The following is a 25,953-nucleotide window of genomic DNA, read 5'->3' as shown; positions in this document are numbered from 1 at the left end:
AGTGGCACGCCCTAGGGGAGTCGAACCCCTCTTCCCAGAATGAAAATCTGGTGTCCTAACCGATAGACGAAGGGCGCGCATCGCTTGCGAGCGGGCTTATAGGCAGAGGACGGATTTCGCGCAAGAGGTTTTTTGCGGGTGTGGATAAGAAAAATGAGGGAATGTCCAGGGTGGCGTTACCCCCCTCTGTCCTGCCGGACATCTCCCCCTCAAGGGGGGAGATTGGCGGGAGGCAGACTCTTGCCTCAAACTCTTCTCTGTGCGGATGTTATGTCAGTGCGGCTGACTACAAGGCACAAAAAAACCGCCCGAAGGCGGCTTTCTTGAAGAGCAAGTGGCACGCCCTAGGGGAGTCGAACCCCTCTTCCCAGAATGAAAATCTGGTGTCCTAACCGATAGACGAAGGGCGCACTGCGCTTGCGAGGCGGTATATAGACGGAGGCTTTTGGCTTCGCAAGCCCCTTCGCCGGATTTTGTCACAAAAATGCGAAATTGCCGGATCCGATGGCAATATGCGTTCGAGAACAGAGGCTTAGCGGGGGAGCGGCGCGATGCGGAGCACGGTGAAGGGCGCGCCGCGTTCGGTTTCGATGAAGAGCGCCAGGTGATCGATCGCGAGCGGGCGATCGAGGATTTCGGCGAAATGGCCGTCGATCGCGGTCTTCAGCACATCGCGCTGCGCGTCCAATGTGGGGCCGGTCAGCGTCATGTGGAATCGGAAATCCTCGAAGACATAAGGATAGCCCCAGGTCTCCAGATGATGGCGCTCGCTGGGGCTGAGTTTTTCCGGCTTGCGGCGGAGAATGTCGGCTTCGCTCAAGGGCGCGCGGAAAGGCTCGAAGGCGCGGACGCAATCGGCAGCGAGGGAATCGAGCTGTTCAGACGTCTCGGCCGGAATCAGCGCAAAGAAGGGGCCGAGTTGGCCGAGCGTGATGCGGGGCAGGGTGAAGGCCTGTCGTTCCGAGACGAAAGTCTCGAAAGCGTCGATCAGATGATACTCGGCGGTCCCATCCTTGAGTTCGAATGGCGCTTTCAGCGTGGCGTGAAAGCCGTAGCGGCGAGGATCTGCTGTCAGCGCGGCGAAATCCTCGGCGTCGAGCCCATCCACGGCGACTTGCGGCAGCTCCTCGCCGGTGGCCGCGTCGCGACCGAGCCAGGCATTGGCCAGCCGGGTCAGCTCATGGTCCAGCGCGGGGGCGAAATAGATGGCGTAACGCATGGCTCAATTCCTCATTCTGGGACGCGGGCGGGAAACCTGCCCTAGAACCGGGGGATGACACAAGCGTGACGCCGCTATTGAAAAAACTGATGGCCTGCGGAGAAAGAATCGGTGGCGGCTTCGCGCGCGTGGGGAGATGATGGGGAAAACTGCAGACAGACAGGATGCTCGCATGACCGCTAACAGCCCGCTTCACGGCGTCAAGGTGCTCGAACTCGCACGAATCCTCGCCGGCCCCTGGTGCGGCCAGACGCTCGCCGATCTCGGCGCCGAGGTGGTGAAGGTGGAAAGCCCCGAAGGCGACGACACAAGGCGCTGGGGCCCGCCCTATATCGAGAAGGACGGCGAGAAGGCGGCGGCCTATTTCCACGCCGCCAATCGCGGCAAGCAATCGGTGACGGCGGATTTCACCACCGAGGAAGGTCGCGATTTCGTGGTCGCGCTCGCCAAGGACGCCGATGTGCTGATCGAGAATTTCAAGCTCGGCGGGCTCAAAAAATATGGTCTGGACTATGAGGGCCTCAAGGCCATCAATCCGAAGCTCATCTATTGCTCGATCACCGGCTTCGGGCAGGACGGGCCCTATGCGCCGCGCGCCGGCTATGATTTCATGATTCAGGGCATGGGCGGCATCATGGACCTGACCGGCGCCCCCGATGGCGAGCCGCAGAAGATCGGCGTCGCCTTCGCCGATATCTTCACCGGGCTTTATTCGGTGGTGGCGATCCAGGCGGCGCTGATCGAGCGGCAGCGCACCGGCGAGGGCCAGCATATCGATATGGCGCTGTTCGACTGCATGACCGGGGTGCTCGCGAATCAGGCGATGAATTTTCTCGCCTCCGGCGTCTCGCCGCGCCGGATGGGCAATGCGCATCCGAATATCGCGCCTTACCAGACATTTCCCGTGGCGGATGGGCATCTGATCGTCGCCTGCGGCAATGATTCCCAGTTCGGGCGGCTGGCGGCGGTTCTGGGATTGGCGGAGCTGGCGGGCGATTCCCGCTTCGCCACCAATTCCGCCCGCGTCGGCAACCGCATCGAGCTCAGCCGGATCATGGAGGAGAAAACGCTGACCTTCCGCCGCGACGATCTGCTGGCGCTGCTGGAGAAAGAGGGCGTGCCGGCAGGTCCCATCAACAGCGTCGCCGACGTGTTCTCCGATCCGCAATTCATCCATCGCGGCATGAAGATCGATCCCGAAGGCGCGCCGGGCATCCGGACGCCGATCCGCTTTTCACGCTCCGAACTGGCGTTGGAAAAAGGCGCGCCGCGACTCGGCGCCGATACGGATTCGGTGAAATCGCGGTTAGGCGAGCGCTGAGCGAAGCGGGGCGGGCAGACGTCTACGAAGGCCGCGCCGGGAGATTCAGGCGGTCCGGCGGCTGCCGTCATTTTGTCACAAAAGCTGCTTGACACTGGACGCGCCTCGCCTTAGACACCGCCTCACGAACGGCGGACAACACGCCGAACGGAACAAAGCGCGGGTGTAGCTCAGTCGGTTAGAGTGCCGGCCTGTCACGCCGGAGGTCGCGGGTTCGAGCCCCGTCACTCGCGCCATTTTCCTTCCAGAAAATGAATTCAGTAACTTTGAGAGATGCCCTCGCGGCGTCTTTTGTCGTTTTGGAATCAGCGTCTTGGCGGGTTTTTCTCAAGCAGTTTGGAAAAATGCCGGATCGAGCAAAAAACTTCGCAACCTCGCTTGACACTTTGATGCGGGGGCCTTAGACACCCCCTCACGAACGGCGCACAGCCGAACGGAACAAAGCGCGGGTGTAGCTCAGTCGGTTAGAGTGCCGGCCTGTCACGCCGGAGGTCGCGGGTTCGAGCCCCGTCACTCGCGCCATTCTTCTCTTGAATTTCAGCTGTTTGTCGTTTTCTCTATCGTCAGCGCGCGCTGGCGTGTTCGGAAATATATGTCGCGTAATAGAAGCCGGGCGACTCGGCGGTCAGCAAATTCTCGAACATATGCTTGGGAATGTTGGGGAAGACCTTCTCGGTCCGACCCTGGAAGCGGATGTGCAGTTCATTCCCCGCTTCGTCATAAGCGATCTCGGAAATCAGCTTCGAGCGCACCTTAATCCATTTCATGGTCATCGTCCTGAAAATGGCGCATTAAGTCTTCGCATCATCTATTTTGCGCTGCACTATGTCAACAACGCAACTGCGGCAAGATTCGGTCCATGCCAGGCGCCATATTTCGCTGGCCTCAGCCCCTTGTGCCGCGGCGGCCATGGGCCTAAATCGGGGGCAGGGCATATGATCAAGTCCGCCCGACAGAACAACGCGCAGACGACATGCCCCAATTCGAAACCACCCGCACCGTCAATCACACCGCCCAGCAGATGTTCGATCTCGTCTCCGATGTCGAAACCTATCCGCAATTTCTGCCGCTCTGCGAGGCGTTGACCGTGCGCAGCCGCAAGGAGCGCGACGGCAAGGCGCTGCTCGTGGCGGATATGACGGTAGGCTACAAGGCGATCCGCGAGACCTTCACCACTCAGGTGCTGCTGAAGCCCGAAGAGCTGGCGATCGAGGTGAAATATATCGATGGACCTTTCAAATATCTCGACAATGTCTGGCGCTTCGTCGATCTCGACGGCGGCCGCTGCGAGGTGAAGTTCTTCATCGATTATGAGTTCAAGAGCCGGATTCTCGGCGCGCTGATGGGGTCGATGTTCGACCGCGCCTTCCGCATGTTCGCGGAAGCCTTCGAGAAGCGCGCGGACCAGATCTATCCGCGCGCCTGAGTCTCTTGCGTCGCTCAGCCGAGTTTGGCGAGCTCGACGATCATTTCCAGAGCGACTTCGACGGACGCCATGCGGATCGCATCGCGGCCGATGTCGCCAAAGCGCATTTCGCGATGGATCATCTTGCCCTTGTAGTGACGGCCGCCGAAATGCACGAGCCCGACCGGCTTGCCGGTCGAGCCGCCGTCGGGGCCGGCGATGCCGGTCGTCGAGATCGCGATGCCGCCCTCCGAACGCGACATGGCCCCGTGGGCCATTTCCAGCGCCACATCCTTGGACACCGCGCCATATTGACGAAGCGTGATCGGCATGACGCCGAGCATTTCGCATTTGGCCTTGTCGGAATAGGTGACGAAGCCGCGCTCCATGACCTGCGACGAGCCGGGAATCGCCGTGATCGCGGCGGCCACCAGACCGCCGGTGCAGGATTCGGCGGTGGACACCATCACATTCTTTTCGGTGCAGAGCTCGACGACATCGCGGGCCAGCGCCAGAATTTCCTTTTCGAACATTATCGTCTCCCGAAAGCCACGGTGGCCGTGGCGATGGCCGCGATGCCTTCGCCACGGCCGATAAACCCGATTTTTTCATTGGTGGTCGCCTTGACCGAGCAGCGCTCCAGCTCGATGCCGAGACAGTCCGACAGGAATTGTCGCATGGCTTGCCTGTGCGGACCTATCTTGGGCGCTTCGGCGATCAGCGAAATATCGGCGTTCATGATGGTCCCGCCATGCTCGCGGACGATGTTCGCGGCGTGTTCGAGGAAGATCCGCGAAGCCGCGCCGCGCCATTGCGGATCGGAGGGCGGGAAATGGTCGCCGATGTCGCCGGCGCCGCATGTGGCGAGCAGCGCATCGGTCAGCGCATGCAGCGCGACGTCGGCGTCGGAATGGCCTTTCAGCGTGAAATCGTGCGGGATGGTGATCCCGCACAGCGTCACGCCGTCGCCCGGAATGAGTTGGTGGACATCGTAACCGTTGCCGGTGCGTATGTCGGGAAGCGAGGTCTGCGCGAGCATTCTGTCCGCCATGGCTATATCCGCTTTCAGCGTGAGTTTCACATTGCCGCGATCGCCTTCGACCAGCCGCACCGGCGCGCCGGCCCATTCGGCGATCGCCGCGTCGTCGGTCAGCGTGGTCACGCCGGCCTGAGAGGCGCGGCGGTGGGCGTCGAGGATGAAGTCGTAGTCGAAGCTCTGCGGCGTCTGGGCGGCGTAGAGCCCGTCCCGCGAGACGGTGTCGGCCACGAAACCGTCGGCGCTGCCGCGCTTGAGCGTATCGGCGACCTGCGTGGCGGGCAGGACGGCGCGGCTGCCGGCCACGAGCGCGGCGGCGATCCGGTCGAGCAGGCCATGGCCGACGAAGGGGCGAACGCCGTCCTGAATCATCACATGGCCGACGCCGAGTTCGGACATGGCTTCGAGGCCCGCCAGCACCGATGTCTGCCGCGTCGCGGCGCCGAAAGTCCGATGCAAACGGGCGGGATCTGCAGTCGTTCTCGCGACGGCCTCATAGAGATCGATATCGTCGGGATGGATGACCACCATCACCGGACCGCAACCCGGCCAGGACAGGAAGGCGTCGATCGTATGGGCGAGGATAGGGCGGCCGCCGATCGGGCGATATTGCTTGGGCCCTTCGCCCGCTCCGCCAGCCCGTTCGCCGCGGCCCGCCGCCACGATCAGCACGCCTAAAGTCATCGATTGCGTCTGCCTCATATTGTTTCAGCTGATGTAATTGGATAGTCGCATTGCGCGGTGTATAGGCGCTCGCGCGCTCGTCACATAGACCCCTTGCGCAACCGGCGCATAATTTTTGGGCGCGAGTCGATTTCTCTTGGCAAGTTGCCGCAATATGGCTAAAAATCAAGCAAACAATGGCCATGCCCGAAAGATAATCATTTGACGAAAGACGTGATCTCCACGCCTCTTCAGATCGGCCCCGTTGCCTTTCGAAATCGAATTGCGCTGGCGCCGATGTCTGGCGTCACCGATCTGCCGTTCCGCCAGCTCGCCCATGAATTCGGCGCCGGCTTCGTGGTGACAGAGATGGTGGCGAGCCGGGAACTGGTGCACAACGCCGCCGAATCCTGGTCGCGGCTCAAGAATTCCGGCATCTCACCGCATATCGTGCAGCTCGCGGGCCGCGATCCGCATTTCATGGCGGAAGGCGCGCGGATCGCCGAGGCGCACGGCGCCGACATGATCGACATCAACATGGGCTGCCCGGCCAAGAAGGTGATCGGCGGCCTGTCCGGTTCGGCGCTGATGCGCGAGCCGGCTCTGGCGCTCGCCATCATCGAGGCGGTGGTGGAGGCGGTTGAGGTGCCGGTCAGCGTCAAGATGCGGCTCGGTTGGGACGAACAGTCGCTGAATGCGCCGGACCTGGCGCGGGAAGCCCAGGAGCTCGGCGTCCGCATGATCACCGTGCATGGCCGTACGCGCATGCAGTTTTACGAAGGTCGCGCCGATTGGGGCAAGATCGCCCGCGTCCGCGAGGCTATCTCGATTCCGCTGGTCGCCAATGGCGATGTTCGCTCGCGCGAAGACATCGCCGGCATTCTCGCGGCGTCCGGTGCGGATGCGGTGATGGTCGGCCGCGGCGCGCAGGGACGGCTTTGGCTGCCGGGCGTGCTGGCCGGCGCGCGCGCCGAGCCCGACATCGCCGAGATTAAGACGATCTTCGCGCGGCATTACGCGATGATGCTCGATTTTTATGGCAGCGAGCCTGGCCTGCGCCATGCGCGCAAGCATCTGGGCTGGTATCTCGACGGCGCCGCGCCGCACACGCCGGCGGCGCTGCGGCAGCAAATCCTCACCTCCCGGTCTCCCGAAGAGGCGGCGGCGCTGATGGACGCCGCCTTCGATGGCGATTGGTCCATGCAAACCCCGGAGGCGGCGTGATGACGGGCGACGGCAAGAAAAAGAGCGTGACGCCTGCGAACGAAATCGCCATGGCGGTGCTCAACGCGATCCAGAACGCCGTGATCCTGGTCGATGAGGACGGCTATATCCGCTTCGCCAATTGGGAGGCCGAAGCGTTTTTCGGAGCCAGCGCCTCCTATCTGGCCCGACACACGATCTACGCCTATATCCCTTTCGGCAGTCCGCTTTTGGCGCTGATCGAGCAGGTGCGCGAGCGGCGCGCGCCGGTCAACGAATATCGCGTCGACCTGAGTTCACCCCGGCTCGGCTCCGACAAGCTCGTGGACATCTATGTCGCCCCGGTTCTGACCGAGGCCGGCTCCGTGGTGATCGTGTTCCAGGAGCGCACCATGGCCGACAAGATCGACCGCCAGCTGACCCATCGCGCCGCCGCGCGCTCCGTGACGGGGCTGGCGTCGATGCTGGCGCATGAGATCAAGAATCCGCTGTCGGGCATTCGCGGCGCCGCCCAGCTTCTCGAGACTTCGGTGACCGACGAGGACCGGGCGCTGACCCAGTTGATCTGCGAGGAAACCGACCGAATCGTCTCGCTGGTCGACCGCATGGAAGTGTTCTCCGACGAACGTCCGGTCGATCGCGCGCCGGTCAACATCCATTCGATTCTCGATCATGTGAAGGCGGTCGCCAAGGCCGGCTTCGCGCGGAACGTCAAGATCAGCGAGAATTACGATCCGTCGCTGCCGCCGGTGCACGCCAATCGCGACCAGTTGATCCAGGTGTTCCTCAACCTGATCAAGAACGCCACCGAGGCGGTGGGCGAGCGACCCGACGCGGAGATCACGCTGACCACCGCCTATCGGCCGGGCATCCGCATGTCGGTGGCCGGCACGCGCGAAAAGATCTCGCTGCCGCTGGAATTCTGCGTCGTCGACAATGGGCCGGGCGTGCCCGAAGACCTCGTGCCGCATCTCTTCGATCCGTTCATCACCACCAAGACAAACGGCTCCGGCCTGGGGCTGGCGCTGGTCGCCAAGATCATCGGCGGTCACGGCGGCATCGTCGAATGCGACCGCCAGAACAACAAGACGATATTCAGGGTGCTCCTGCCGGCGTCGCGCGGAAACGCGGGCGAACCGACGGACGCCAAGACGCAGGGAAACTGACATGAGCAATGCCACGATTCTTGTCGCCGACGACGACGCCGCGATCAGGACGGTGCTCAACCAGGCGCTCAGCCGCGCCGGCTACGATGTGCGCATCACCTCCAACGCCGCCACCCTCTGGCGCTGGATTTCGGCGGGCGACGGCGATCTCGTCATCACCGACGTGGTGATGCCGGATGAGAACGCATTCGATCTCTTGCCGCGCATCAAGCGCATCCGCCCGGATCTTCCGGTGCTGGTGATGAGCGCGCAAAACACCTTCATGACGGCGATCAAGGCGTCGGAGAAGGGCGCCTATGACTATCTGCCCAAGCCCTTCGACCTGACCGAACTGATCGCCATCGTCGGGCGCGCGCTGGCCGAGCCGAAGCGCAAGCCGCAGCGCATCGACGACGACAGCCAGGACGGCATGCCGCTGGTCGGCCGCTCGCCGGCGATGCAGGAAATCTATCGGGTGCTGGCGCGCCTAATGCAGACCGACCTGACGCTGATGATCACCGGCGAATCGGGGACCGGCAAGGAACTGGTGGCGCGGGCGCTGCACGATTACGGCAAGCGCCGCAACGGACCCTTCGTCGCCATCAACATGGCGGCGATCCCGCGCGACCTGATCGAGTCGGAACTGTTCGGCCATGAGAAAGGCGCCTTCACCGGCGCGCAGGCGCGGTCGACCGGCCGCTTCGAGCAGGCCGAGGGCGGCACGCTGTTCCTCGACGAAATCGGCGACATGCCGATGGACGCCCAGACGCGGCTGTTGCGCGTGCTGCAGCAGGGCGAATATACGACGGTGGGCGGCCGCACGCCGATCCGCACCGACGTCCGCATCGTCGCCGCCACCAACAAGGATCTTAAACAGGCGATCAATCAGGGCCTGTTCCGCGAAGACCTCTATTACCGTCTCAATGTCGTGCCGCTCAGATTGCCGCCGTTGCGCGAACGTTCGGAGGACATCGCCGATCTCGTGCGCCATTTCGTACAGCTGACGGAGAAGGAGGGCATGGCGCCCAAGCGCTTCGATAATGAGGCGCTGGACGTGATGAAGGCCTATCCCTGGCCCGGCAATGTGCGCGAGCTCGAAAATTTCGTCCGCCGTCTCACGGCGCTCTATCCGCAGGACGTCATCACCCGCGAGATCGCCGACAGCGAGCTCAAGCCCGACATCGCCTCGGGACCGGCTGAAAAGCCCGGCTCCGCCTCCGGCGTCGTGTCCATCGCGCAAGCGGTGGAAGAGAATATGCGCTCTTACTTCGCCGAATTCGGCGACCAGCTGCCGCCGCCGGGCCTCTACGACCGGGTGCTGGCGGAGATGGAATATCCGCTGATTCTCGCGGCGCTGACCGCCACGCGCGGCAATCAGATCAAGGCGGCGGACCTGCTCGGACTGAACCGCAACACGCTCCGCAAGAAGATCCGCGAGCTCGGCGTCACCGTCTATCGCAGCGCGCGATCGGCGTAAGCGGCGTCATTTTTCCGTTGCATTTCCGCCACAATGCGTTGCTTTAACGCAACGCATTGCGAGAGTGGGAAGACGATTCGATCGGATCAGATCCGGGCGAGGCGAACGGGGGACCGGATGGCGATCAGCCAGGAGCAGACGACGGCGGTGGGTATTGATCCGCGCCGTATTTCTACGACCACGGGCGTCGCCGTCGCTGGCGGGTCGCTCCTAGCGGCCCTGATCACGCTGGCCATCCTGCTCGGCGTCACGCCTATCCAGCCGGAACCGAGAGTGGTCATCGCCTCGGTGGTGGTCAATGTTCTGTTTGTGCTGGGTTTGTTGACGCTGGTCGGCTATGAGCTTTACCGGCTGTTCAAGGCGCGCGCGCGGGGCCGCGCCGCGGCCAGGCTGCATATCCGCATCGTCTCCCTGTTTTCCGGCGTCGCGATCGCTCCGGCCATCCTCGTGGCCGTCATCGCCTCGCTGACGCTGAATGTCGGCCTCGACCGCTGGTTTTCCGTGCGCACCAAGGAAATCGTCTATTCGGCGATGAACGTGGCGCAGGCCTATCTCAACGACAACGCCAGCTATCTTTTGGGCCAGACCGTGTCGATGGGCAACGACCTGGAACGCAACCGCCAGCTCTTCGTGCTGGATCGCTCGGGTTTCGAGCAGTTGCTGACCCGCCAGACCAAGGGAAGGGGGCTGCTGGCGTCCTTCCTGATGAACAGCGACGGGTCCGTGATCGCCAAATCCGAGGTGGACAGCGACAAGCCGCTGCCGGCTTTGCCGGCGGAGGCGATGAAATCGGCGGTGTCGGGCAAGCCGGTGCTGATCCCGCCGGGAAAGACCAATCTCGTCGGCGCGATCATCAATCTCGACCAGCTCGACGCCTATCTCTACACGATCCGCGCCGTCGATCCGCGCGTCCTCTCCGCCGCCAATCTGATGGAGGCCAACGCCACCGAATATCGTGTGATGGACGAAGGCAAGGTTACGACGCAGATCGCTTATGGCGTGATCTTTCTAGGCTTCGCGCTGGTCGTGCTGCTCGCCGCCATCTGGGCGGCGATTGCGGTCGCCGACCGGATCGTCCGGCCGATTCGCCTGCTGATCAACGCCGCCGACAATGTCGCGGGCGGCAATCTCAATGTGATCGTGCCCGTCCGCGCCATCGACGGCGACGTCGGCAGTCTGTCGCGCACCTTCAACAAGATGATCTCGGAATTGCGCAGCCAGCGTGACGAGCTGATCGTCGCCCGCGACGAAGTCGACGATCGCCGGCGCTTTATCGAGGCGGTGCTGTCGGGCGTGACGGCGGCGGTGATCGGGGTCGAGGAAGACCGCACCATCACCATCGCCAATCCGTCCGCCGGCCTGTTGCTGGGGCAGGATCAGGACACGCTGCCGGGCCGGCAGTTGAGCGAAGTGGCGCCGGAAATCGATGGGCTGCTGTCGGAAGCCGCCAGCCGGTCGCGCAAGGATTTTCGCGGCGAGATCGCCATGATCCAGGGCGGCAAGGAGCGAAACCTCAATGTGCAGATCACCCGCGAGGAATCGCATGCGGGCAAGGAATCCTTCGTCATCACCATGGACGACATTACCGATCTGATGATCGCACAGCGCTCGACCGCCTGGTCGGATGTCGCCCGTCGCATCGCGCATGAAATCAAGAATCCGCTGACTCCGATCCAGCTGTCGGCCGAGCGGCTGAAGCGCCGCTATGGACGCCAAATCGCCGAGGACGACCGGGCAGTGTTCGACCAGTGCACGGACACGATCGTGCGCCAGGTGGAGGACATCGGCCGGATGGTCGACGAATTCTCGTCTTTCGCGCGCATGCCGAAACCTTCGAAGGAAACCAGCGACTTGAGGATGATCCTCAAGGACGCTGTGTTCCTCCGCGAGATGGGCAATAATCATGTGCGCTTCATCCGCGACTGGGGCGAGGAGCCGCTGACCGGCGCCTTCGATTCGCGCATGCTGGGCCAGGCCTTCTCGAACCTCATCAAGAATGCGGTCGAGGCGATCGAGGCTGTTCCCTCCGACCAGACGCGCGAGGAATACAAGATCATGGTGCGGGCCAAGCCCGATCCGCGCGGCGATCGGCTGGTTGTGGAAATCATCGACAATGGCAAGGGCCTGCCACAGGAAAACCGTCATCGCATCCTCGAGCCTTACATGACCATGCGCGACAAGGGCACCGGCCTCGGTCTGCCCATCGTCAAGAAGATCATCGAGGAGCATGGCGGGCATCTGGAAATTCATGACGCGCCGCCGGATTTCGATCACGGCTTCGGCGCGATGTTCAGAGTGATATTGCCGTTGGCCGATCAGGCGACGGACAGGTTGGACGAGAAGGTGAGTGCACATGGCGTCTGATATTTTGGTGGTCGACGACGAACAGGACATCCGCGAGATCGTCTCCGGCATCCTGTCGGACGAGGGACATGAAACGCGCACGGCGCACGACGCCGACAGCGCGCTCGCCGCCATTTCGGACCGTGTCCCCCGGCTCGTCTTCCTCGACGTCTGGATGCAGGGCAGCCGCCTTGACGGGCTTGCGCTGCTGGATGAAATCAAGACTCGTTATCCCGAGATCCCGGTGGTGATGATCTCCGGCCACGGCAATATCGAAATGGCCGTCAACGCCATCAGGCGCGGCGCTTATGACTTCATCGAAAAGCCGTTCAAGGCGGACCGGCTGATTCTGATCGCGGAACGGGCGCTGGAAACCTCCAAGCTCAAGCGCGAAGTGCGCGACCTCAAGAAGCGGTCCGGCGACACGGCGGAGCTGATCGGCACCTCGGTGGCGGTGTCGCAGCTCCGGCAGAATATCGAGAAGATCGCCCCCACCAACAGCCGCATCATGATCATGGGCCCCTCGGGCTCGGGCAAGGAATTGGTGGCGCGCATCATCCACCGCAAATCCTCGCGCGCCGAAGGCCCGTTCGTGGCGTTGAACGCCGCCGCGATCACGCCGGAGAAGATGGAGATCGCGCTGTTCGGCACCGAGGGCACGCCCGGCCAGCCGCGCAAGACCGGCGCGCTCGAAGAGGCCCATCGGGGCGTGCTCTATCTCGACGAAATCGGCGAAATGCCGCGCGAAACGCAGAACAAGATTCTCCGCGTTCTCGTCGACCAGCAGTTCGAACGCGTCGGCGGCTCCAAGCGCGTGAAGGTCGATGTGCGGATCATCTCCTCGACGGCCTATGATCTCGAACAGATGATCGGCCAGGGCCGCTTCCGCGAAGACCTCTACCACCGTCTGTCGGTGGTGCCGGTCAAGGTGCCGCCGCTGTCGGATCGGCGCGAGGACATTCCCTTCCTCGTCGATCTCTTCATGCGCCAGATCTGCGAACATGCCGGCATCCGTCCGCGCAAGATCGGCGACGACGCGCTGGCCATCCTGCAGGCGCATGATTGGCCCGGCAACCTGCGTCAATTGCGCAACAATATCGAGCGCCTGCTGATTCTCGCCCGCAGCGACGGACCGGATACGCCCGTCACGGCGGACATGTTGCCGGCAGACGTGCTCGACGCCATGCCGAAGGTCTCGTCGACCGGCGACCAGCACATCATGACGCTGCCGCTCCGCGAGGCGCGGGAAATGTTCGAGCGCGATTATCTGATCGCCCAGATCAATCGTTTCGGCGGCAATATTTCCAGAACGGCGGAATTCGTGGGGATGGAACGCTCCGCGCTGCACCGCAAATTGAAGACGCTCGGCGTCTGATTTCGACCACAGGACAAGCCATGTCGAGAATTGCCTATGTGAACGGCGCCTATGTTCCGCATTCGGACGCGATGGTGCATGTGGAGGACCGCGGCTACCAGTTCGCCGACGGGGTCTATGAGGTTTGCGAGATCCGCCATGGCGTGATCGTGGATCTTACCCGCCATCTCGATCGTCTCGGTCGCTCGCTCGGCGAATTGCGCATCGACTGGCCGATGAGCCGGGCGGCGTTGACCCAGGTGATCCGACGCGTGGCGCGTTTGAACCGTGTGACCAACGGCATGTTCTATCTGCAGGTGACCCGCGGCGTCGCCAAGCGCGACCATGTGTTTCCCAAGGCGGGCACGCGGCCCTCGATCGTCGTGACCGCCAAGAGCACCGATCCGAAGATCATCGCCGCCAAGAACGCCAAGGGTCTCAAGGCGATCACCGTTGCCGAAAATCGCTGGGAGCGGGTCGATATCAAGAGCGTCGGCCTGTTGCCGAACGCCATGGCGCGGCAGGCGGCCAAGGAGAAGGGCGCCCAGGAAGCCATCTATGTCGATCGCGACGGCAATGTGACCGAGGGCGCGGCCACCAATGTCTGGATGGTGGACGCGGACGGCGCGCTCGTCACCCGACCGGCGGAAACAGGCATTTTGCGTGGGATCACCCGCACAACCTTGCAGGATGTCGCGGCGCGGCTGGGCATCGAAATCCGCGAGCGCAAATTCAGCGCCGAAGAGATGAAGGCCTCTCGCGAAGTGTTCATCACGGCGGCGACGAGCATCTGTTTTCCGATCGTGGAAATCGACGGGCAGGCCGTCGGCAATGGCCATCCAGGCTCGATGTCGCAAAAAATTCGCGAAGCTTTTTTCGACATTGCGGAAAAGACATCGATTTGATAGCTGTCTATGCAAGGTTGGGGCGATGGGAGTCCCGCCGGGAGGCATGAACAATAATTCCGGCGAAGTCGCTGGCAAAAACCGAAGAAACGGCGGGCGCAATGGCTGAACGTTCTCAAAATCTGCAGGATTTGTTTCTCAATACGGTCCGCAAGCAGAAAATTTCCCTGACAATCTTTTTGATCAATGGCGTCAAGCTGACGGGTGTGGTGACGTCTTTCGACAATTTCTGTGTGTTGCTGCGTCGTGACGGTCATTCCCAGCTCGTCTACAAGCATGCGATCTCGACGATCATGCCGGGCTCTCCCGTGCAGATGTTCGAAGGCGAAGAACACGCCGGCTGACGAAGGCCGCATTATCCGCGACAAGGAGCCGGGTTGGAACCTGCGCTCCTTCTTGTCGTTTCAGACAGAATTTCCGGAGATACCGACATCAACGAGCGCGAAGTGAATCACGAATCCCTGGGGCCGGAGCTGGAAAAGCGCCGCGACCAGATGCGATGCGTCGTGGTGGTCCCGGTGCTGAAGTCCACGGAGCGCGACAGCGCGATCGTGCGCACCGGCGAGGGTCGTCTCGAAGAAGCGATGGGTCTCGCCCGCGCGATCGATCTGACGATCGCCGGCTCGGCTGTGGTCACCGTGTCGCAGCCGCGGCCGGCGACGCTGATCGGCTCCGGCAAGATCGAGGAAATCGGAACGCTTCTGGATGATGGCAATGCAGGCTTGGTGATCGTCGATCATCCGCTGACGCCCGTGCAGCAGCGCAATCTCGAAAAGGAATGGAACGCCAAGGTCATCGACCGCACAGGGCTCATTCTGGAAATCTTCGGCCGCCGCGCCTCCACCAAGGAAGGCTCGCTGCAGGTCGAACTCGCCCATCTCAACTATCAGAAGGGCCGGCTGGTGCGCAGCTGGACCCACCTCGAACGCCAGCGCGGCGGCGCGGGCTTTCTCGGCGGTCCCGGCGAAACCCAGATCGAAGCCGACCGCCGCATCCTGCAGGACAAGATCGTCAAGCTGGAGCGCGAACTGGAGCAGGTTCGCCGGACGCGGCAATTGCACCGCGCCAAGCGCAAGAAGGTTCCGCATCCGATCGTGGCGCTGGCAGGCTACACCAATGCAGGTAAATCGACACTGTTCAACCGGCTGACCGGCGCGGGCGTGCTGGCCGAGGATATGCTGTTCGCGACCCTCGATCCGACGCTTCGGCGCATTCGGTTGCCGCAGGGACGCATGATAATCATGTCCGACACCGTCGGCTTCATTTCCGATTTGCCGACCCATTTGGTGGCGGCGTTCCGGGCGACGCTCGAGGAAGTGCTCGAAGCCGATCTCATCCTGCATGTGCGCGACATGTCCGACCCCGACAACGGCGCGCAGGCAACCGATGTTTTGCGGATCCTGACCGATCTCGGCATCGAGGAAAGCGAACAGGAAAAGCGCATCATCGAGGTCTGGAACAAGATCGACAGGCTCGATCCCGAGACCCATGACGCTTTGAGATCCAAGGCCGACAGCACGCGGAATGTCCACGCCGTATCGGCCGTCACCGGCGAGGGTGTGGACGCCCTGCTGGCGACGATTTCCGAGCGCCTGTCCGGCGTGCTGACCGAAGTCACCGTCGTGCTGCCTGTCGACAAATTGTCTCTCCTGCCCTGGCTCTATCAGAACGCCATCGTCGATGGTCGCGAAGACAATGAGGACGGCACGGTCAGCCTCGATGTTCGGCTGTCTGAAAACGAGGCCGCGTTGCTCGATCGGCAGCTGGGGCTGTTCCAGAAGCGCCTCGACGACGAAAATTACTAAAATTTGACTGTTTCACATTTAAATTATTTTGCGGCGCATCGATACTGCCGGCAATTGACTGATTCTTTTAGATCGCTGCGGCGAGACAACATGCTTTCGTAGGCCATTTTCATGGACGTCCTGAACCTGCTTATCCTGGTTTTCGAGGCATGCCTCTATTTCGGGCTGCTTGTCTGCCTCCTTCATTGGAGAGCGAGATTGGGGATAGGGGTGCTGATGACCGTGCTCGGCGTCGCGCACTTTCTGGAGACCTATCTCGCCGCCCGATTTTACGTGACGACGCCGTTCGGCATGGCCTCGCCGGGCTCCATCCTGTTTTACAGCGGCAAGCTGGCGATGATTCTGATGATCTATGTCCGCGAGGACGCCGCGACCGTCAGGCAGCTCATCTACGGATTGCTCGGCGGCAATTTCATCTGTCTGCTGTTCGCCTTCATCCTGCGCCTCCATCCCGGGCACGGCCTTGCGCCGGGCGCGATGCCGGACAATGACTTTCTCGATCAGATGGGCGTCCTGATGGTGTGGGGCACGGCGCTGCTCTATATCGAGGCCGTGGGCGTCATCCTTCTCTACGAGGCGCTCGGTCGCTGGATGGGGCGTTCGCCCGCGCCCCGGCTGTGGGTCGCCAGCGTGCTCGCGCTCGCATTCGACCAGATTGGATTTTATGCGGCGCTCCACATCCTTTACGACGCGCCGGCGTCCGTCTTCTGGGCCACCCTGTTCGGAAAGTGCTTTTTCGCAAGTGTTTATGCGGTGTTGGCAGCGGTGTATTTCCGGTTTTTCGCCAGTGGGGTCGCCACGGAGAAACGCTTTCCGTCCGATGTCTTCGCCGATCTCACCTATCGGGAGCGCTACGATGCGCTGCTGGCTCGAAGCGGCGTGGATACACTGACCGGGGTGATGAACCGTGGGCGACTGGAGGAAGTCGGCCCGTCTCTCATTCAGCGCCATCTGCACATGTCGGCGGACCTCTCGCTGCTGATCGCCGACGTCGATCATTTCAAACTGATCAATGACCGCCTGGGTCATCTCGAGGGCGACGCGGTGCTGAAGGCGATTGCGCAAGCCTTGAAGTCCGGATTGCGCAATGATGTCGACCAGCTTTTCCGCTTCGGCGGCGAAGAGTTCCTGATCCTCATGCCCGGTATCGGCGAAGACGCGGCTCTCAATGCGGCAGAGCGCCTCCGGCAGCGCGTCGAGGCGCAGGTCACGGCGGGAGGAGCGCCCGTATCCATCAGCATCGGCGTCGCCTCGGCGCCTGCGGGCGGGGACTCGTTGCGCTCGCTCATCGACACCGCCGACCAGGGCCTGTATCGGGCCAAGGCCAATGGCCGCAACCAGGTCGACGGCGTGCCGCGAACCGCCTGATCAGTCCCCGGCTCTTTCCTGGCGTTTGGCCTCGACCCAGAGCTCTTCCATCCGCTCGAGGCTCGCGTCCTCCAGGCTTTCGGCGGCCTGCTCCAGGCTGGTTTCGATATGGCGGAAGCGGCGACGGAATTTCGTGTTGGTGCCGCGCAACGCCATTTCCGGATCTGCGTCGACATGGCGGCCGATATTGACGACGGCGAAGATCAGGTCGCCGAGTTCATCGGTGATCCTGTCGCGCCTGCCCGCCTTGATCGCCTCGCGGAGTTCGCCGATCTCCTCTTCGATCTTGTCGAGGATCGGCTCGGCGTCGGACCAGTCGAAGCCGACCTTCGCCGCCTGTTTCTGCAGTTTTACGGCTTCGGTGAGCGCCGGCTGGGCGCGGTCGACCTGGCCGAGAAGCCCGGCCTTGAAATCCTCGGCGATGCCGCGGCGTTGCCGCCGGGCGGCCTTTTCGCGCTTTTCCTCGGCCTTGATCTCGTCCCACTGTTTCTTGACCTTCTGGGGATCGTCGGCCTCGGAGACGGCGAAGACATGCGGGTGCCGGCGGATCATCTTGGAGGTGATGGCCTCGACTACATCGCCGAAGGAGAATTCGCCGAGCTCCTCGGCCATGCGGGCGTGAAAGACGACCTGCAGCAGGAGATCGCCGAGTTCATCGCGCAGATCATCGAGATCCTTGCGCTCGATGGCGTCGGCGACCTCATAGGCCTCTTCCAGCGTGTAGGGCTTGATGCTGTCGAAATCCTGTTCGAGATCCCAGGGGCAGCCGGTGACCGGGGTGCGCAGCGCCGCCATGATCTCCAGCAGGCGGGCGATATCCTTGGACGGGGTCATGTCAGTTCAGCGGAATGTCGTTGTCGGCCTTGGAGGCCTGATAGATGTCGGAGAGTTCGGCATAGCTCGCCTTGATCGCGTCGATGCGGGCGAAGAAGCCGGCCTTCTCATCGGGGTTTTCTTCGGCAGCCGCCATTTCCGGCAGGGAGAAGCAATTCCAGAAGGCGTTGGACTTGCGATAGCCGCCCGGCTCAAGGCCGAAGACCTCCTTGAGGATCTTCAGATCATGCGGAATGGCGAAGGCGTCGCGGCTGTCTTCATAGCTGAAGAAATAGGTGAAATTGTCGAAACCCGCCCAGGTGATCGCCGACATGCACATGCTGCAGGGCTCATGGGTGGAGAGGAAGATCAGGTCCTTGGTGTTGGGCCGCTCCGCCATTTCATAGAAGCGCTTCAGCGTGTGGACTTCGCCGTGCCAGAGCGGATTTTCCGTCTCGTTGTTGGTCTCGGCCAGCACCAGCGACAGATCCGACTTGCGCAAAAGCGCAGCGCCAAACACCTTGTTGCCGGCTTCGACGCCGCGCCGCGTCAAGGGTATGATGTCGTTTTCCATCACGGACAACAGGCGAGAGGCGAGGGCGGTGGGATCGTGGCCGAACATGAAGCGCTCCAGAAGGTTTCCCGGCAACTTTAGCGGTTCGCAGATGCAAAAGGGAAGTTGCCCGGAGGCCTCACGAACAGATTATTCCGGCGCCCATTTTTGGGCTGCGTGGAGGAGGCGGAGGATGTGAATCGTGTCGCCGGACGGCGACAGCCGATAGGTGACGATGAAAGGCGTTTGCGGCAAGACGAGTTCGCAAGTATGGCGCAGCCGTCCTATTCGTCCGCTTTCGGGACAAAGGGTGAGCATTCGCACTGCGCGCATCAGGCGGTCGCCGACTTCGGCCGCCGCCTGAGGATTTCGATAGGCAAGATAGGTCATCTGGTTCTGGCGCTCACGACGGGCTTGCGCGAGCCAGATCAGTTTCATTTTGCCCGCTTCGGCTGCTTTAAGGACAGAATTTCCGCCCGCTGGGCCGCCCAATCCCTCTCGACCTCTTCATGCGGTATCCACTCCGCATCAGGGCCGTCGGCGATGTCGATCGCCTCCTGCACCTTACGGCGGAACCAGGCGTCGTAGGTTTCTTCCGCCTCGGCGGTAGGCTCTGTGTTCGGCGTGTCCATGGCTTCATCCTTTCGCCTTAGGATAGGACGGTTTTACGTATTTGCAACCAGTCTGACGATGACCGTTGGCTTGCCTGAACTTCTTCGGCTGATCGCTGCAAAAAACTACGGAGACCACACAAACAGATTATTCCGGCGGCCACTTCTGCGCCGCGTGGAGGAGGCGCAGGATGTGGATCTCGTCGCCGGACGGCGACAGCCGGTAGATGGCGATGAAGGGCGTCTGCGGCACGATGAGTTCGCGGGTGTGGCGCAGCCGCCCTACGCGACCCAACATGGGAAAGGTTGAAAGCCGTTCTGTCGCCTGCTGGATCAGGATATCTTGCGTGACTGCCGCTTGGGCGTTGTGCTGGGCGATAAAATTAATATGGGAATCAAGTTCGTATTCGGCCTGTTCGAGCCAAATGACGCGCATCAGCGGGAAGCGGATTTTTCGATCCGCGCCAGGATTTTTTCACGGCGGATCTCCGCGCGGCGCACCACCTCCTCATGCGGGATCCACACCGCATCCGGGCTGTCGGCAATGTCGAGCGCCTCCTGCACCTTGCGGCGGAACCAGTCGTCGTAGGATTCTTCCGCCTCGGCGGGAGGGGGCGCTTTCGGAGTATCCATATCCATCCGTCCTTTCCGCTCAGGATAGGCTTGTTTTGTCGCTTTGCAACCGGTTCGATCCGGACGTCTGAACGGAAATGCTCAGCCTGTTGGAATTGCGAGGAAAAGAATGTGGCCGATCGGCCTTTGCGGGATTCATGTTCCTTTTCTTTTGCCTGTTTCCAAAGGATAGTGCAGGCTCTTGAGAAAGGCAGGCAGATGAAGGATCGCGACGATCAGCTCGGGGTGTTTCCCGCGTTCTTCCGCGTGGAGGATCGCGATGTGGCCGTGGTCGGCAATGGCGACGAAGCGCTCGCCAAAGTGCGCCTGCTGCTGAATACCCGCGCCCGGATCACGCTGATTGCCGATGCCCCTGACGCCGAACTGGTTGAACTCGTCCGCGCCAATGGCGTTCGGCACATTGCGCAGCCTTTCAATTCTTCATTGATCGAAGGCGCGACGCTGGTGTTCGGGGCGACCGGAAACGCATTCGAAGACCGCGCCATCGTGGCGGCGGCGCGGGCGCTGAAGATCCCGGCCAACGCCGTGGACCAGCCGGATCAATGCGATTTCTATACGCCGGCGCTCGTCAACCGCGCGCCTGTGGCGGTGGCGATCGGCACGGAGGGCGCAGGCCCCGTGCTCGGCCAGATGATCCGCGCCCAGGTCGATCAGATGCTGTCGCCATCACTCGGGCGGTTGGCGCGTCTCGCCATGCTTTATCGTGGCGTGGTGGAGCATGTGCTGCCCAAGGGGTCGCCTCGGCGTATGTTCTGGAAGCGGTTCTTTTCCGGCGATGTGGCCGATGCCATGCAGAATGGCGAAGTCTCACAGGCGAAGCGCGAGGCGAAGCGGCTTCTCAAAAGCATCGACGGCGTCGGCGGCCATGTCTGGCTGGTGGGCGCTGGCCCCGGCGCGGAAGATCTGCTGACGCTGCGCGCCCAGCGAGTGATGATGGAAGCCGATGTGCTGGTCTATGACGCGCTGGTGCCGCAGGCCGTGGTCGATATGGGCCGGCGCGACGCCGAGCGCATTTCGGTGGGCAAGCGCAAGGGCTGTCATTCGAAATCCCAGAACGAGATCAATGATCTGCTGGTAGAACTGGGTCGTGCGGGGAAACGCGTGGTGCGGCTGAAATCCGGCGATCCGCTGGTCTATGGCCGTGCGGGCGAGGAAATGGCGGCGTTGAGAGAAGCGGGCGTGTCCTACGAGATCGTGCCGGGCATCACCTCGGCCTTCGCCGCCGCCGCCGATTTCGAACTGCCGCTGACGCTGCGCGGCGTCGCCTCGTCGCTGATCTTCACCACCGGGCATGATCTGGCTGGCGACGTGCTGCCGGATTGGGCGCGGCTGGCGGTTTCGGGCGCGACGATCGCCGTCTATATGGGCCGCAGCGTCGCGGCCTCCGTTGCGGAGCGGCTGATGGTCGCCGGCATTCCGGCCGAGACGACGGTGGCGGTGATCGAAAACGCCAGCCGCCGCGACCGGCGCCTGATGCATGGCGTGCTGGCCGACCTGCCGTCGCTCGACAGCCGCGACGACCTGACCGGACCGGTGATGGTGATCATCGGCGACGCCGTGGCCGGCGCCAATCTTGACAATTCGACGCCGCTCCTTTCCAGAGAGCGGCATCTGGCCGAACGTGTGGGAGCATGAGATGAGTTTGCAGATTTTGACCGCCAACCGCCTGACCGACGGCGTCGTCGTCTGGTATGATGTCGACGGTCAGTGGAGCCTGACCATAGAGCGCGCCGAGATCGCCCGCGACAAGGAGACCGCCGCCCGGCTCGAAGCCATCGGCAAGCAGGCTTTCGCGGCCAATCTCGTGGTCGACGTCAACTTGATCGACATCGAAGAGGTCGATGGGGCCATTCGTCCGCTTCGCCTGCGCGAACGCATCCGGGCCGAAGGTCCGACCATCGATTACGCCGCCTGATCGGCATTTCCGCATTTTTGAACCAGGGACACACGCATGTACCGTTACGATGAATTCGATCACGCCTTCGTGGCCGATCGCGTCGCGCAGTTCCGCGATCAGGTGGAGCGCCGCCTTTCCGGCCAGCTCGCCGAGGACGCGTTCAAGCCGCTGCGCCTGATGAATGGCGTCTATCTGCAGCTGCACGCCTATATGCTGCGGGTGGCCATTCCCTATGGCACGCTGAATTCCAGGCAGATGCGGATGCTCGCCCATATCGCCCGCAAATATGACCGCGGCTATGGCCATTTCACCACGCGGCAGAACATCCAGTATAACTGGCCGAAGCTGGAAGATTGTCCCGACATTCTCGCCGATCTCGCCAGCGTCGAAATGCACGCCATCCAGACCTCGGGCAACTGCATCCGCAATGTGACCGCCGACCATTTCGCCGGCGCCGCCGCCGACGAGGCCGTCGATCCCCGTCCTTATGCGGAAATCCTTCGCCAGTGGTCGTCGGTGCATCCGGAATTCTCGTTCCTGCCGCGCAAGTTCAAGATCGCCGTGACCGGCGCCGAGCGCGACCGCGCCGCAATCCAGGTGCACGACATTGGCCTGCATATGCGGAAGAACGACAAGGGCGAGATCGGCTTCGACGTCTATGTCGGCGGCGGCCAGGGCCGCACGCCGATGGTGGCCAAGAAGATCCGCGACTTCCTGCCGGAAGAAGATCTTCTCTCCTACACCACCGCAATTCTGCGTGTGTACAATCTCTATGGTCGCCGCGACAACAAGTACAAGGCGCGCATCAAGATCCTGGTGCATGAGACCGGCGTCGAAAAACTGTCGGCCGAGATCGAGCATGAGTTCAACGAGTTGAAGAATGGCGAGCTGAAGCTGCCGGAAGCCGATGTTCAGGCGATCCAGAATTACTTCAAGCTGCCGGACCTCCCGGCCCGCGCCGAAGGTTGGGCCAATCTCGCCGCCTGGAAGAAGGCGGACGCCGATTTCGCCCGCTGGGTGGACCAGAACGTTCAGCCGCACAAGAACCCCGATTACGGCATGGTGACGATCTCGCTGAAGCCGATCGGCGGCATTCCCGGCGACGCCACCGATGCGCAGATGGATCTGGTCGCCGATCTCGCCGAGGAATACGCCTTTGACGAGATCCGCATCAGCCATGAGCAGAACATCATCTTCCCGCATGTGGCGCTCGCCGATCTCGAGCCGCTCTATCGCGCCCTTTCAGGCGCAGGTCTCGCCACCGCCAACAGCAATCTGATCACCGACATCATCGCCTGTCCGGGGCTGGATTATTGCGCGCTCGCCAATGCCCGCTCTATCCCCGTGGCCCAGGAAATCTCGACGCGCTTCGGCTCGCCCGAACGCCAGGCGGAGATCGGCGAACTCAAGATCAAGATTTCCGGCTGCATCAATGCCTGCGGCCACCACCATGTCGGCCATATCGGCCTGTTGGGCGTGGAAAAGAAGGGCGCCGAACTCTACCAGATCACGCTGGGCGGCTCCGCCGACGAAAACACGTCGATCGGCGAAATCATCGGCCGCGGTTTCGAGCCGGAGAAGGTGACGGACGCGATCGAAGTGGTGGTCAACACCTATCTCGGCCTGCGCCTGTCGAAGGAGGAGACCTTCATCGACGCCTATCGCCGCGTCGGCCCGCAGCCCTTCAAGACCGCGCTTTACGGCGCCAGCGCCGAAGCCGCCTGAGGAGAGTTTTATGACCAAGATCTGGAACGAAACCGGCTTTGTCAGCGACGATCCCTGGGTGATCGAGACGGAAGAGACCAAAGCGGGCTCGAACGAGAAGCCGATCCTGCCGCTGGCGGACTTCCTCGAAAAGGCCGAAGCGGGCGAAACCGGCCTCGGCGTGCTGATAGCGCCGGCGGACAATGTGAAGGCGCTTGCGGCGCATTTCGACAAGATCGCACTGATCGCAGTGTCTTTCCCGGCCTATAGCGACGGTCGCGGCTTCAGCCATGCGTCGCTGCTGCGCCGGCTGGGCTATGAGGGCGAGATCCGCGCGGTCGGCGACGTGCTGATCGATCCACTGCCGCTGATGCTGCGCTGTGGCGTCACCAGCTTTGCGGTGACCAATGCGACGGCGATCCAGCGGCTGTCGGAGGGGCGGTTGCCGGGAATCCGCAATCATTACCAGCCGACCGCAAGGCCGGCGGATAAAGAAGGCGGGTATAGCTGGCGGCGGGTGAACTGACGCGCTGAGCCTACGGGCATTTGCTTTACGGAGTTCGCGGCCACCCCCCTCTGCCCTGCCGGGCATCTCCCCCTCAAGGGGGGAGATTGGCAAGAAGCGGGCTTTCCGCCCTGAGTGATTCCTTTGCCTGCCGCAATCTCAGCGTTGGATGTCCGCAAGGCATCGCCGCGGAACAATCTCCCCCCTTGATGGGGAGATGTCCGGCAGGATAGAGGGGGGTAGCCCCGGGCGCGACGTCTCATATCCCCACATTCGGCCGATCGATAATCTCTCTCAGCGCAAAGCTCGAATTGATCTTCACCACATGCGGCAGCGCCGAGAGCCAGTCGCGGTGGACGCGCTCGTAGTCCTCCAGATCCTTGCAGGCGACGCGAAGGATGTAGTCGTATTCTCCCGACATGAGATAGCAGACCAGCACATTGGGGCAGAGCTTCACCGCCGCCTCGAATTCGCTGAGCGTCTTGGCGAACTGTCCGGACAGCGAGATGTGGACGATCACCATCATCTTGTAGTCCAGCGCCTTGTGCGACACCTGGGCGTAATAGCCGCTGATCACCCCCGACTTTTCCAGGATGTCGAGCCGGCGCGAGCAGGCCGACGGCGAGAGCCCGACGCGGTCGGCGAGTTCGGCGTTGGAGATTCGTCCATTGCGCTGCAAAACCCGCAAAATCGAATGATCGGTGCCGTCGAGTTTCTCCATCGGAGATTCCTTCGAAAAATGATCTGTTGAACAGAATATTCTTCGACAGAATTGATTGGCGGGCCACCATTTTGCAAGGACATTTCCCGGATGATCCCGTTAAATCTCGCGCATTCGACAACCGCTCCACGCTTCAAGCAATAAGGGAACTACACATGCGCGTCGGCTGCCCCAAGGAAATCAAGAACCACGAATATCGCGTCGGCCTCACGCCGGCTTCGGTCCGCGAATATGTCGCGCATGGCCACAGCGTGCTGGTGGAAACCAATGCCGGCGCGGGCATCGGCGCAAGCGACGCGGATTATCAGGCCGCCGGCGCGAAGATCGCCGCGACCGCTGCCGACGTGTTCGCCAATTCCGACATGATCGTGAAGGTCAAGGAGCCGCAGCCGTCGGAATGGGCGCAGCTGCGCGAAGGCCAGATCCTCTATACCTATCTGCACCTGGCTCCGGATCCGGAACAGACCAAGGGCCTGATCGCCTCGGGCGTCACGGCTGTGGCCTATGAAACTGTCACCGACGAGCGCGGCGGCCTGCCGCTGCTCGCGCCGATGTCGGAAGTGGCCGGTCGCCTGTCGATCCAGGCCGGCGCCTTCTCGCTGCAGAAGGCCAATGGCGGCCGCGGCGTGCTGCTCGGCGGCGTGCCGGGCGTGCTGCCGGGCAAGGTCGTGGTGATCGGCGGCGGCGTCGTCGGTCTGCATGCCGCCCGCATGGCGGTCGGCCTCGGCGCCGATGTGACCATTCTCGATCGCTCGCTGCCGCGCCTGCGCCAGCTCGACGATATCTTCAACGGCCATGTCCATACCCGCTTCTCCTCGATCGACGCGCTGGAAAGCGAAGTCTTCCAGGCGGATCTGGTGATCGGCGCAGTGCTGATCCCGGGCGCTGCGGCTCCGAAGCTCGTGACCCGCAAGATGCTCGGCGGCATGAAGAAGGGCGCTGTCATCGTCGACGTCGCCATCGACCAGGGCGGCTGCTTCGAAACTTCGCACGCCACGACCCATTCCGACCCGACCTATGAAGTCGATGGCATCATCCATTACTGCGTCGCCAACATGCCGGGCGCCGTGCCGGTGACGTCTGCGCATGCGCTGAACAACGCCACGATCGGCCATGGTCTCGCGCTCGCCGACAAGGGCGTCGCCGCCATCCTCGCCGACAAGCATCTGCGCAACGGCCTCAATGTCCACAAGGGCAAGATCACCAACGCCGCCGTCGCCGAAGCGCTCGGCTACGAGCTGCATGCTCCCGAATCCGCACTCGCGGCGTAAG

The 25,953-nt window shown here is 62.4% G+C and carries 26 protein-coding genes, 4 tRNA genes and 1 pseudogene; 18 read left to right on the top strand and 13 right to left on the bottom strand.

Annotated elements, in window-relative coordinates; translation table 11 throughout:
- Positions 1-2: 2 nt before the first annotated feature.
- The 3 genes from OCK01_RS23610 to OCK01_RS23600 all read right to left on the bottom strand — a co-directional run bounded on the left by OCK01_RS23610 (position 3) and on the right by OCK01_RS23600 (position 1,219).
- Positions 3-77, bottom strand: a tRNA-Glu gene (locus tag OCK01_RS23610).
- Positions 78-335: 258 nt separating this feature from the next.
- A tRNA-Glu gene (locus tag OCK01_RS23605) sits at positions 336-410 on the bottom strand.
- Positions 411-532: 122 nt separating this feature from the next.
- Positions 533-1,219 carry a DUF1045 domain-containing protein gene (locus OCK01_RS23600; RefSeq protein WP_263826083.1) on the bottom strand — a complete coding sequence of 229 codons (687 nt, stop codon included), beginning with the start codon at positions 1,217-1,219 and terminating at the stop codon, positions 533-535.
- A gap of 172 nt (positions 1,220-1,391) precedes the next feature.
- Here OCK01_RS23600 and OCK01_RS23595 point away from each other — a divergent pair, with 172 nt between their 5' ends.
- From OCK01_RS23595 to OCK01_RS23585, 3 genes are all read left to right on the top strand, one after another.
- Positions 1,392-2,540 (top strand): CaiB/BaiF CoA transferase family protein, encoded by a 1,149-nt coding sequence (locus OCK01_RS23595; RefSeq protein ID WP_263826082.1) that lies wholly within the window; start codon positions 1,392-1,394, stop codon positions 2,538-2,540.
- 159 nt (positions 2,541-2,699) lie between these two features.
- Positions 2,700-2,776: transfer RNA gene (locus OCK01_RS23590), tRNA-Asp, on the top strand.
- Positions 2,777-2,985: 209 nt separating this feature from the next.
- A tRNA-Asp gene (locus OCK01_RS23585) sits at positions 2,986-3,062 on the top strand.
- A gap of 41 nt (positions 3,063-3,103) precedes the next feature.
- Here OCK01_RS23585 and OCK01_RS23580 read toward each other — a convergent pair.
- On the bottom strand, positions 3,104-3,307 hold the full coding sequence (locus tag OCK01_RS23580) for a KTSC domain-containing protein (RefSeq protein WP_263826081.1): 204 nt from the start codon (positions 3,305-3,307) through the stop codon (positions 3,104-3,106).
- A 206-nt stretch (positions 3,308-3,513) separates the two neighbouring features.
- Here OCK01_RS23580 and OCK01_RS23575 point away from each other — a divergent pair, with 206 nt between their 5' ends.
- Positions 3,514-3,966: a type II toxin-antitoxin system RatA family toxin gene (locus OCK01_RS23575; RefSeq protein ID WP_263826080.1), complete on the top strand. Its 453-nt coding sequence runs from the start codon at positions 3,514-3,516 to the stop codon at positions 3,964-3,966.
- Between the two features lie 14 nt (positions 3,967-3,980).
- Here OCK01_RS23575 and OCK01_RS23570 read toward each other — a convergent pair whose 3' ends face one another.
- Both OCK01_RS23570 and OCK01_RS23565 read right to left on the bottom strand, forming a co-directional pair.
- Positions 3,981-4,478 carry a CinA family protein gene (locus OCK01_RS23570; RefSeq protein WP_263826079.1) on the bottom strand — a complete coding sequence of 166 codons (498 nt, stop codon included), beginning with the start codon at positions 4,476-4,478 and terminating at the stop codon, positions 3,981-3,983.
- The gene (locus OCK01_RS23565; RefSeq protein WP_263826078.1) at positions 4,478-5,683 is read right to left on the bottom strand and encodes a bifunctional 2-C-methyl-D-erythritol 4-phosphate cytidylyltransferase/2-C-methyl-D-erythritol 2,4-cyclodiphosphate synthase; all 1,206 of its coding nucleotides are present in this window, start codon (positions 5,681-5,683) and stop codon (positions 4,478-4,480) included. Before OCK01_RS23565 ends, OCK01_RS23570 begins: the two co-directional genes overlap by 1 nt.
- A 183-nt stretch (positions 5,684-5,866) precedes the next feature.
- On the opposite strand from OCK01_RS23565, the gene dusB reads away from it, so the two are divergent.
- From dusB to OCK01_RS23520, 9 genes are all read left to right on the top strand, one after another.
- Positions 5,867-6,868 (top strand): tRNA dihydrouridine synthase DusB, encoded by a 1,002-nt coding sequence (gene dusB, locus OCK01_RS23560; protein ID WP_263826077.1) that lies wholly within the window; start codon positions 5,867-5,869, stop codon positions 6,866-6,868.
- Positions 6,868-8,013 carry a two-component system sensor histidine kinase NtrB gene (locus OCK01_RS23555; RefSeq protein ID WP_263826076.1) on the top strand — a complete coding sequence of 382 codons (1,146 nt, stop codon included), beginning with the start codon at positions 6,868-6,870 and terminating at the stop codon, positions 8,011-8,013. The genes dusB and OCK01_RS23555 overlap by 1 nt, the downstream gene beginning before the upstream one ends.
- Before the next feature lies 1 nt (position 8,014).
- The gene (gene ntrC, locus OCK01_RS23550; protein WP_182826415.1) at positions 8,015-9,469 is read left to right on the top strand and encodes a nitrogen regulation protein NR(I); all 1,455 of its coding nucleotides are present in this window, start codon (positions 8,015-8,017) and stop codon (positions 9,467-9,469) included.
- 117 nt (positions 9,470-9,586) lie between these two features.
- Positions 9,587-11,833: a PAS domain-containing sensor histidine kinase gene (locus OCK01_RS23545; protein ID WP_318530256.1), complete on the top strand. Its 2,247-nt coding sequence runs from the start codon at positions 9,587-9,589 to the stop codon at positions 11,831-11,833.
- Complete coding sequence (locus OCK01_RS23540) at positions 11,823-13,187, top strand: sigma-54-dependent transcriptional regulator (RefSeq protein WP_182826414.1); 1,365 nt, start codon at positions 11,823-11,825, stop codon at positions 13,185-13,187. The genes OCK01_RS23545 and OCK01_RS23540 overlap by 11 nt, the downstream gene beginning before the upstream one ends.
- 20 nt (positions 13,188-13,207) lie before the next feature.
- Entirely contained in the window at positions 13,208-14,071 is an 864-nt protein-coding gene (locus OCK01_RS23535; protein ID WP_263826075.1) for a D-amino-acid transaminase, read from the top strand.
- Positions 14,072-14,172: 101 nt separating this feature from the next.
- Positions 14,173-14,415, top strand: a complete 243-nt coding sequence (gene hfq / locus OCK01_RS23530) for an RNA chaperone Hfq (protein WP_137156161.1) — start codon at positions 14,173-14,175, stop codon at positions 14,413-14,415.
- Between the two features lie 150 nt (positions 14,416-14,565).
- The gene (gene hflX / locus OCK01_RS23525; RefSeq protein WP_263826085.1) at positions 14,566-15,876 is read left to right on the top strand and encodes a GTPase HflX; all 1,311 of its coding nucleotides are present in this window, start codon (positions 14,566-14,568) and stop codon (positions 15,874-15,876) included.
- A gap of 111 nt (positions 15,877-15,987) precedes the next feature.
- Complete coding sequence (locus tag OCK01_RS23520) at positions 15,988-17,244, top strand: sensor domain-containing diguanylate cyclase (protein ID WP_182826412.1); 1,257 nt, start codon at positions 15,988-15,990, stop codon at positions 17,242-17,244.
- Here OCK01_RS23520 and mazG read toward each other — a convergent pair whose 3' ends face one another.
- From mazG to OCK01_RS23490, 6 genes and pseudogenes are all read right to left on the bottom strand, one after another.
- Positions 17,245-18,078 carry a nucleoside triphosphate pyrophosphohydrolase gene (gene mazG, locus OCK01_RS23515; protein WP_263826074.1) on the bottom strand — a complete coding sequence of 278 codons (834 nt, stop codon included), beginning with the start codon at positions 18,076-18,078 and terminating at the stop codon, positions 17,245-17,247. It abuts the gene before it with no gap.
- A gap of 147 nt (positions 18,079-18,225) precedes the next feature.
- Positions 18,226-18,679 (bottom strand): annotated as a pseudogene (locus OCK01_RS23510) (deaminase); the annotation flags it as partial.
- 81 nt (positions 18,680-18,760) lie between these two features.
- The gene (locus tag OCK01_RS23505; protein ID WP_263826072.1) at positions 18,761-19,048 is read right to left on the bottom strand and encodes a type II toxin-antitoxin system RelE/ParE family toxin; all 288 of its coding nucleotides are present in this window, start codon (positions 19,046-19,048) and stop codon (positions 18,761-18,763) included.
- A complete protein-coding gene (locus OCK01_RS23500) occupies positions 19,045-19,242 on the bottom strand; it encodes a hypothetical protein (RefSeq protein ID WP_263826071.1) in 198 nt (65 codons plus the stop codon). The genes OCK01_RS23505 and OCK01_RS23500 overlap by 4 nt, the downstream gene beginning before the upstream one ends.
- A gap of 127 nt (positions 19,243-19,369) precedes the next feature.
- A complete protein-coding gene (locus OCK01_RS23495) occupies positions 19,370-19,657 on the bottom strand; it encodes a type II toxin-antitoxin system RelE/ParE family toxin (RefSeq protein ID WP_263826070.1) in 288 nt (95 codons plus the stop codon).
- A complete protein-coding gene (locus OCK01_RS23490; protein ID WP_263826069.1) occupies positions 19,657-19,860 on the bottom strand; it encodes a hypothetical protein in 204 nt (67 codons plus the stop codon). Before OCK01_RS23490 ends, OCK01_RS23495 begins: the two co-directional genes overlap by 1 nt.
- A 192-nt stretch (positions 19,861-20,052) precedes the next feature.
- On the opposite strand from OCK01_RS23490, the gene cysG reads away from it, so the two are divergent.
- From cysG to OCK01_RS23470, 4 genes are read left to right on the top strand one after another with little or no spacing between them, the layout of a single operon-like run.
- On the top strand, positions 20,053-21,489 hold the full coding sequence (cysG, locus tag OCK01_RS23485; protein ID WP_263826068.1) for a siroheme synthase CysG: 1,437 nt from the start codon (positions 20,053-20,055) through the stop codon (positions 21,487-21,489).
- A gap of 1 nt (position 21,490) precedes the next feature.
- Positions 21,491-21,769, top strand: coding sequence for a DUF2849 domain-containing protein (locus OCK01_RS23480; RefSeq protein WP_137156154.1), 279 nt, complete (start codon positions 21,491-21,493; stop codon positions 21,767-21,769).
- A 36-nt stretch (positions 21,770-21,805) separates the two neighbouring features.
- A complete protein-coding gene (locus OCK01_RS23475) occupies positions 21,806-23,476 on the top strand; it encodes a nitrite/sulfite reductase (protein ID WP_263826067.1) in 1,671 nt (556 codons plus the stop codon).
- A 10-nt stretch (positions 23,477-23,486) separates the two neighbouring features.
- Positions 23,487-23,981: a DUF934 domain-containing protein gene (locus OCK01_RS23470; protein WP_263826066.1), complete on the top strand. Its 495-nt coding sequence runs from the start codon at positions 23,487-23,489 to the stop codon at positions 23,979-23,981.
- Between the two features lie 238 nt (positions 23,982-24,219).
- Here the strand turns inward: OCK01_RS23470 and OCK01_RS23465 are convergent, their stop codons facing one another.
- On the bottom strand, positions 24,220-24,681 hold the full coding sequence (locus OCK01_RS23465) for an Lrp/AsnC family transcriptional regulator (protein WP_263826065.1): 462 nt from the start codon (positions 24,679-24,681) through the stop codon (positions 24,220-24,222).
- A 155-nt stretch (positions 24,682-24,836) separates the two neighbouring features.
- Between OCK01_RS23465 and ald the strand changes: the two genes are divergently transcribed.
- The gene (gene ald / locus OCK01_RS23460; RefSeq protein WP_182826404.1) at positions 24,837-25,952 is read left to right on the top strand and encodes an alanine dehydrogenase; all 1,116 of its coding nucleotides are present in this window, start codon (positions 24,837-24,839) and stop codon (positions 25,950-25,952) included.
- Position 25,953 lies beyond the last annotated feature (1 nt).

The sequence above is a fragment of the Rhizobium sp. TRM95796 genome (assembly GCF_025779995.1).
Classification (GTDB): domain Bacteria; phylum Pseudomonadota; class Alphaproteobacteria; order Rhizobiales; family Rhizobiaceae; genus Rhizobium_E.
Note: the sequence above shows the minus strand (reverse complement) of the source record. Positions and strands in the feature narration are given on the sequence as shown.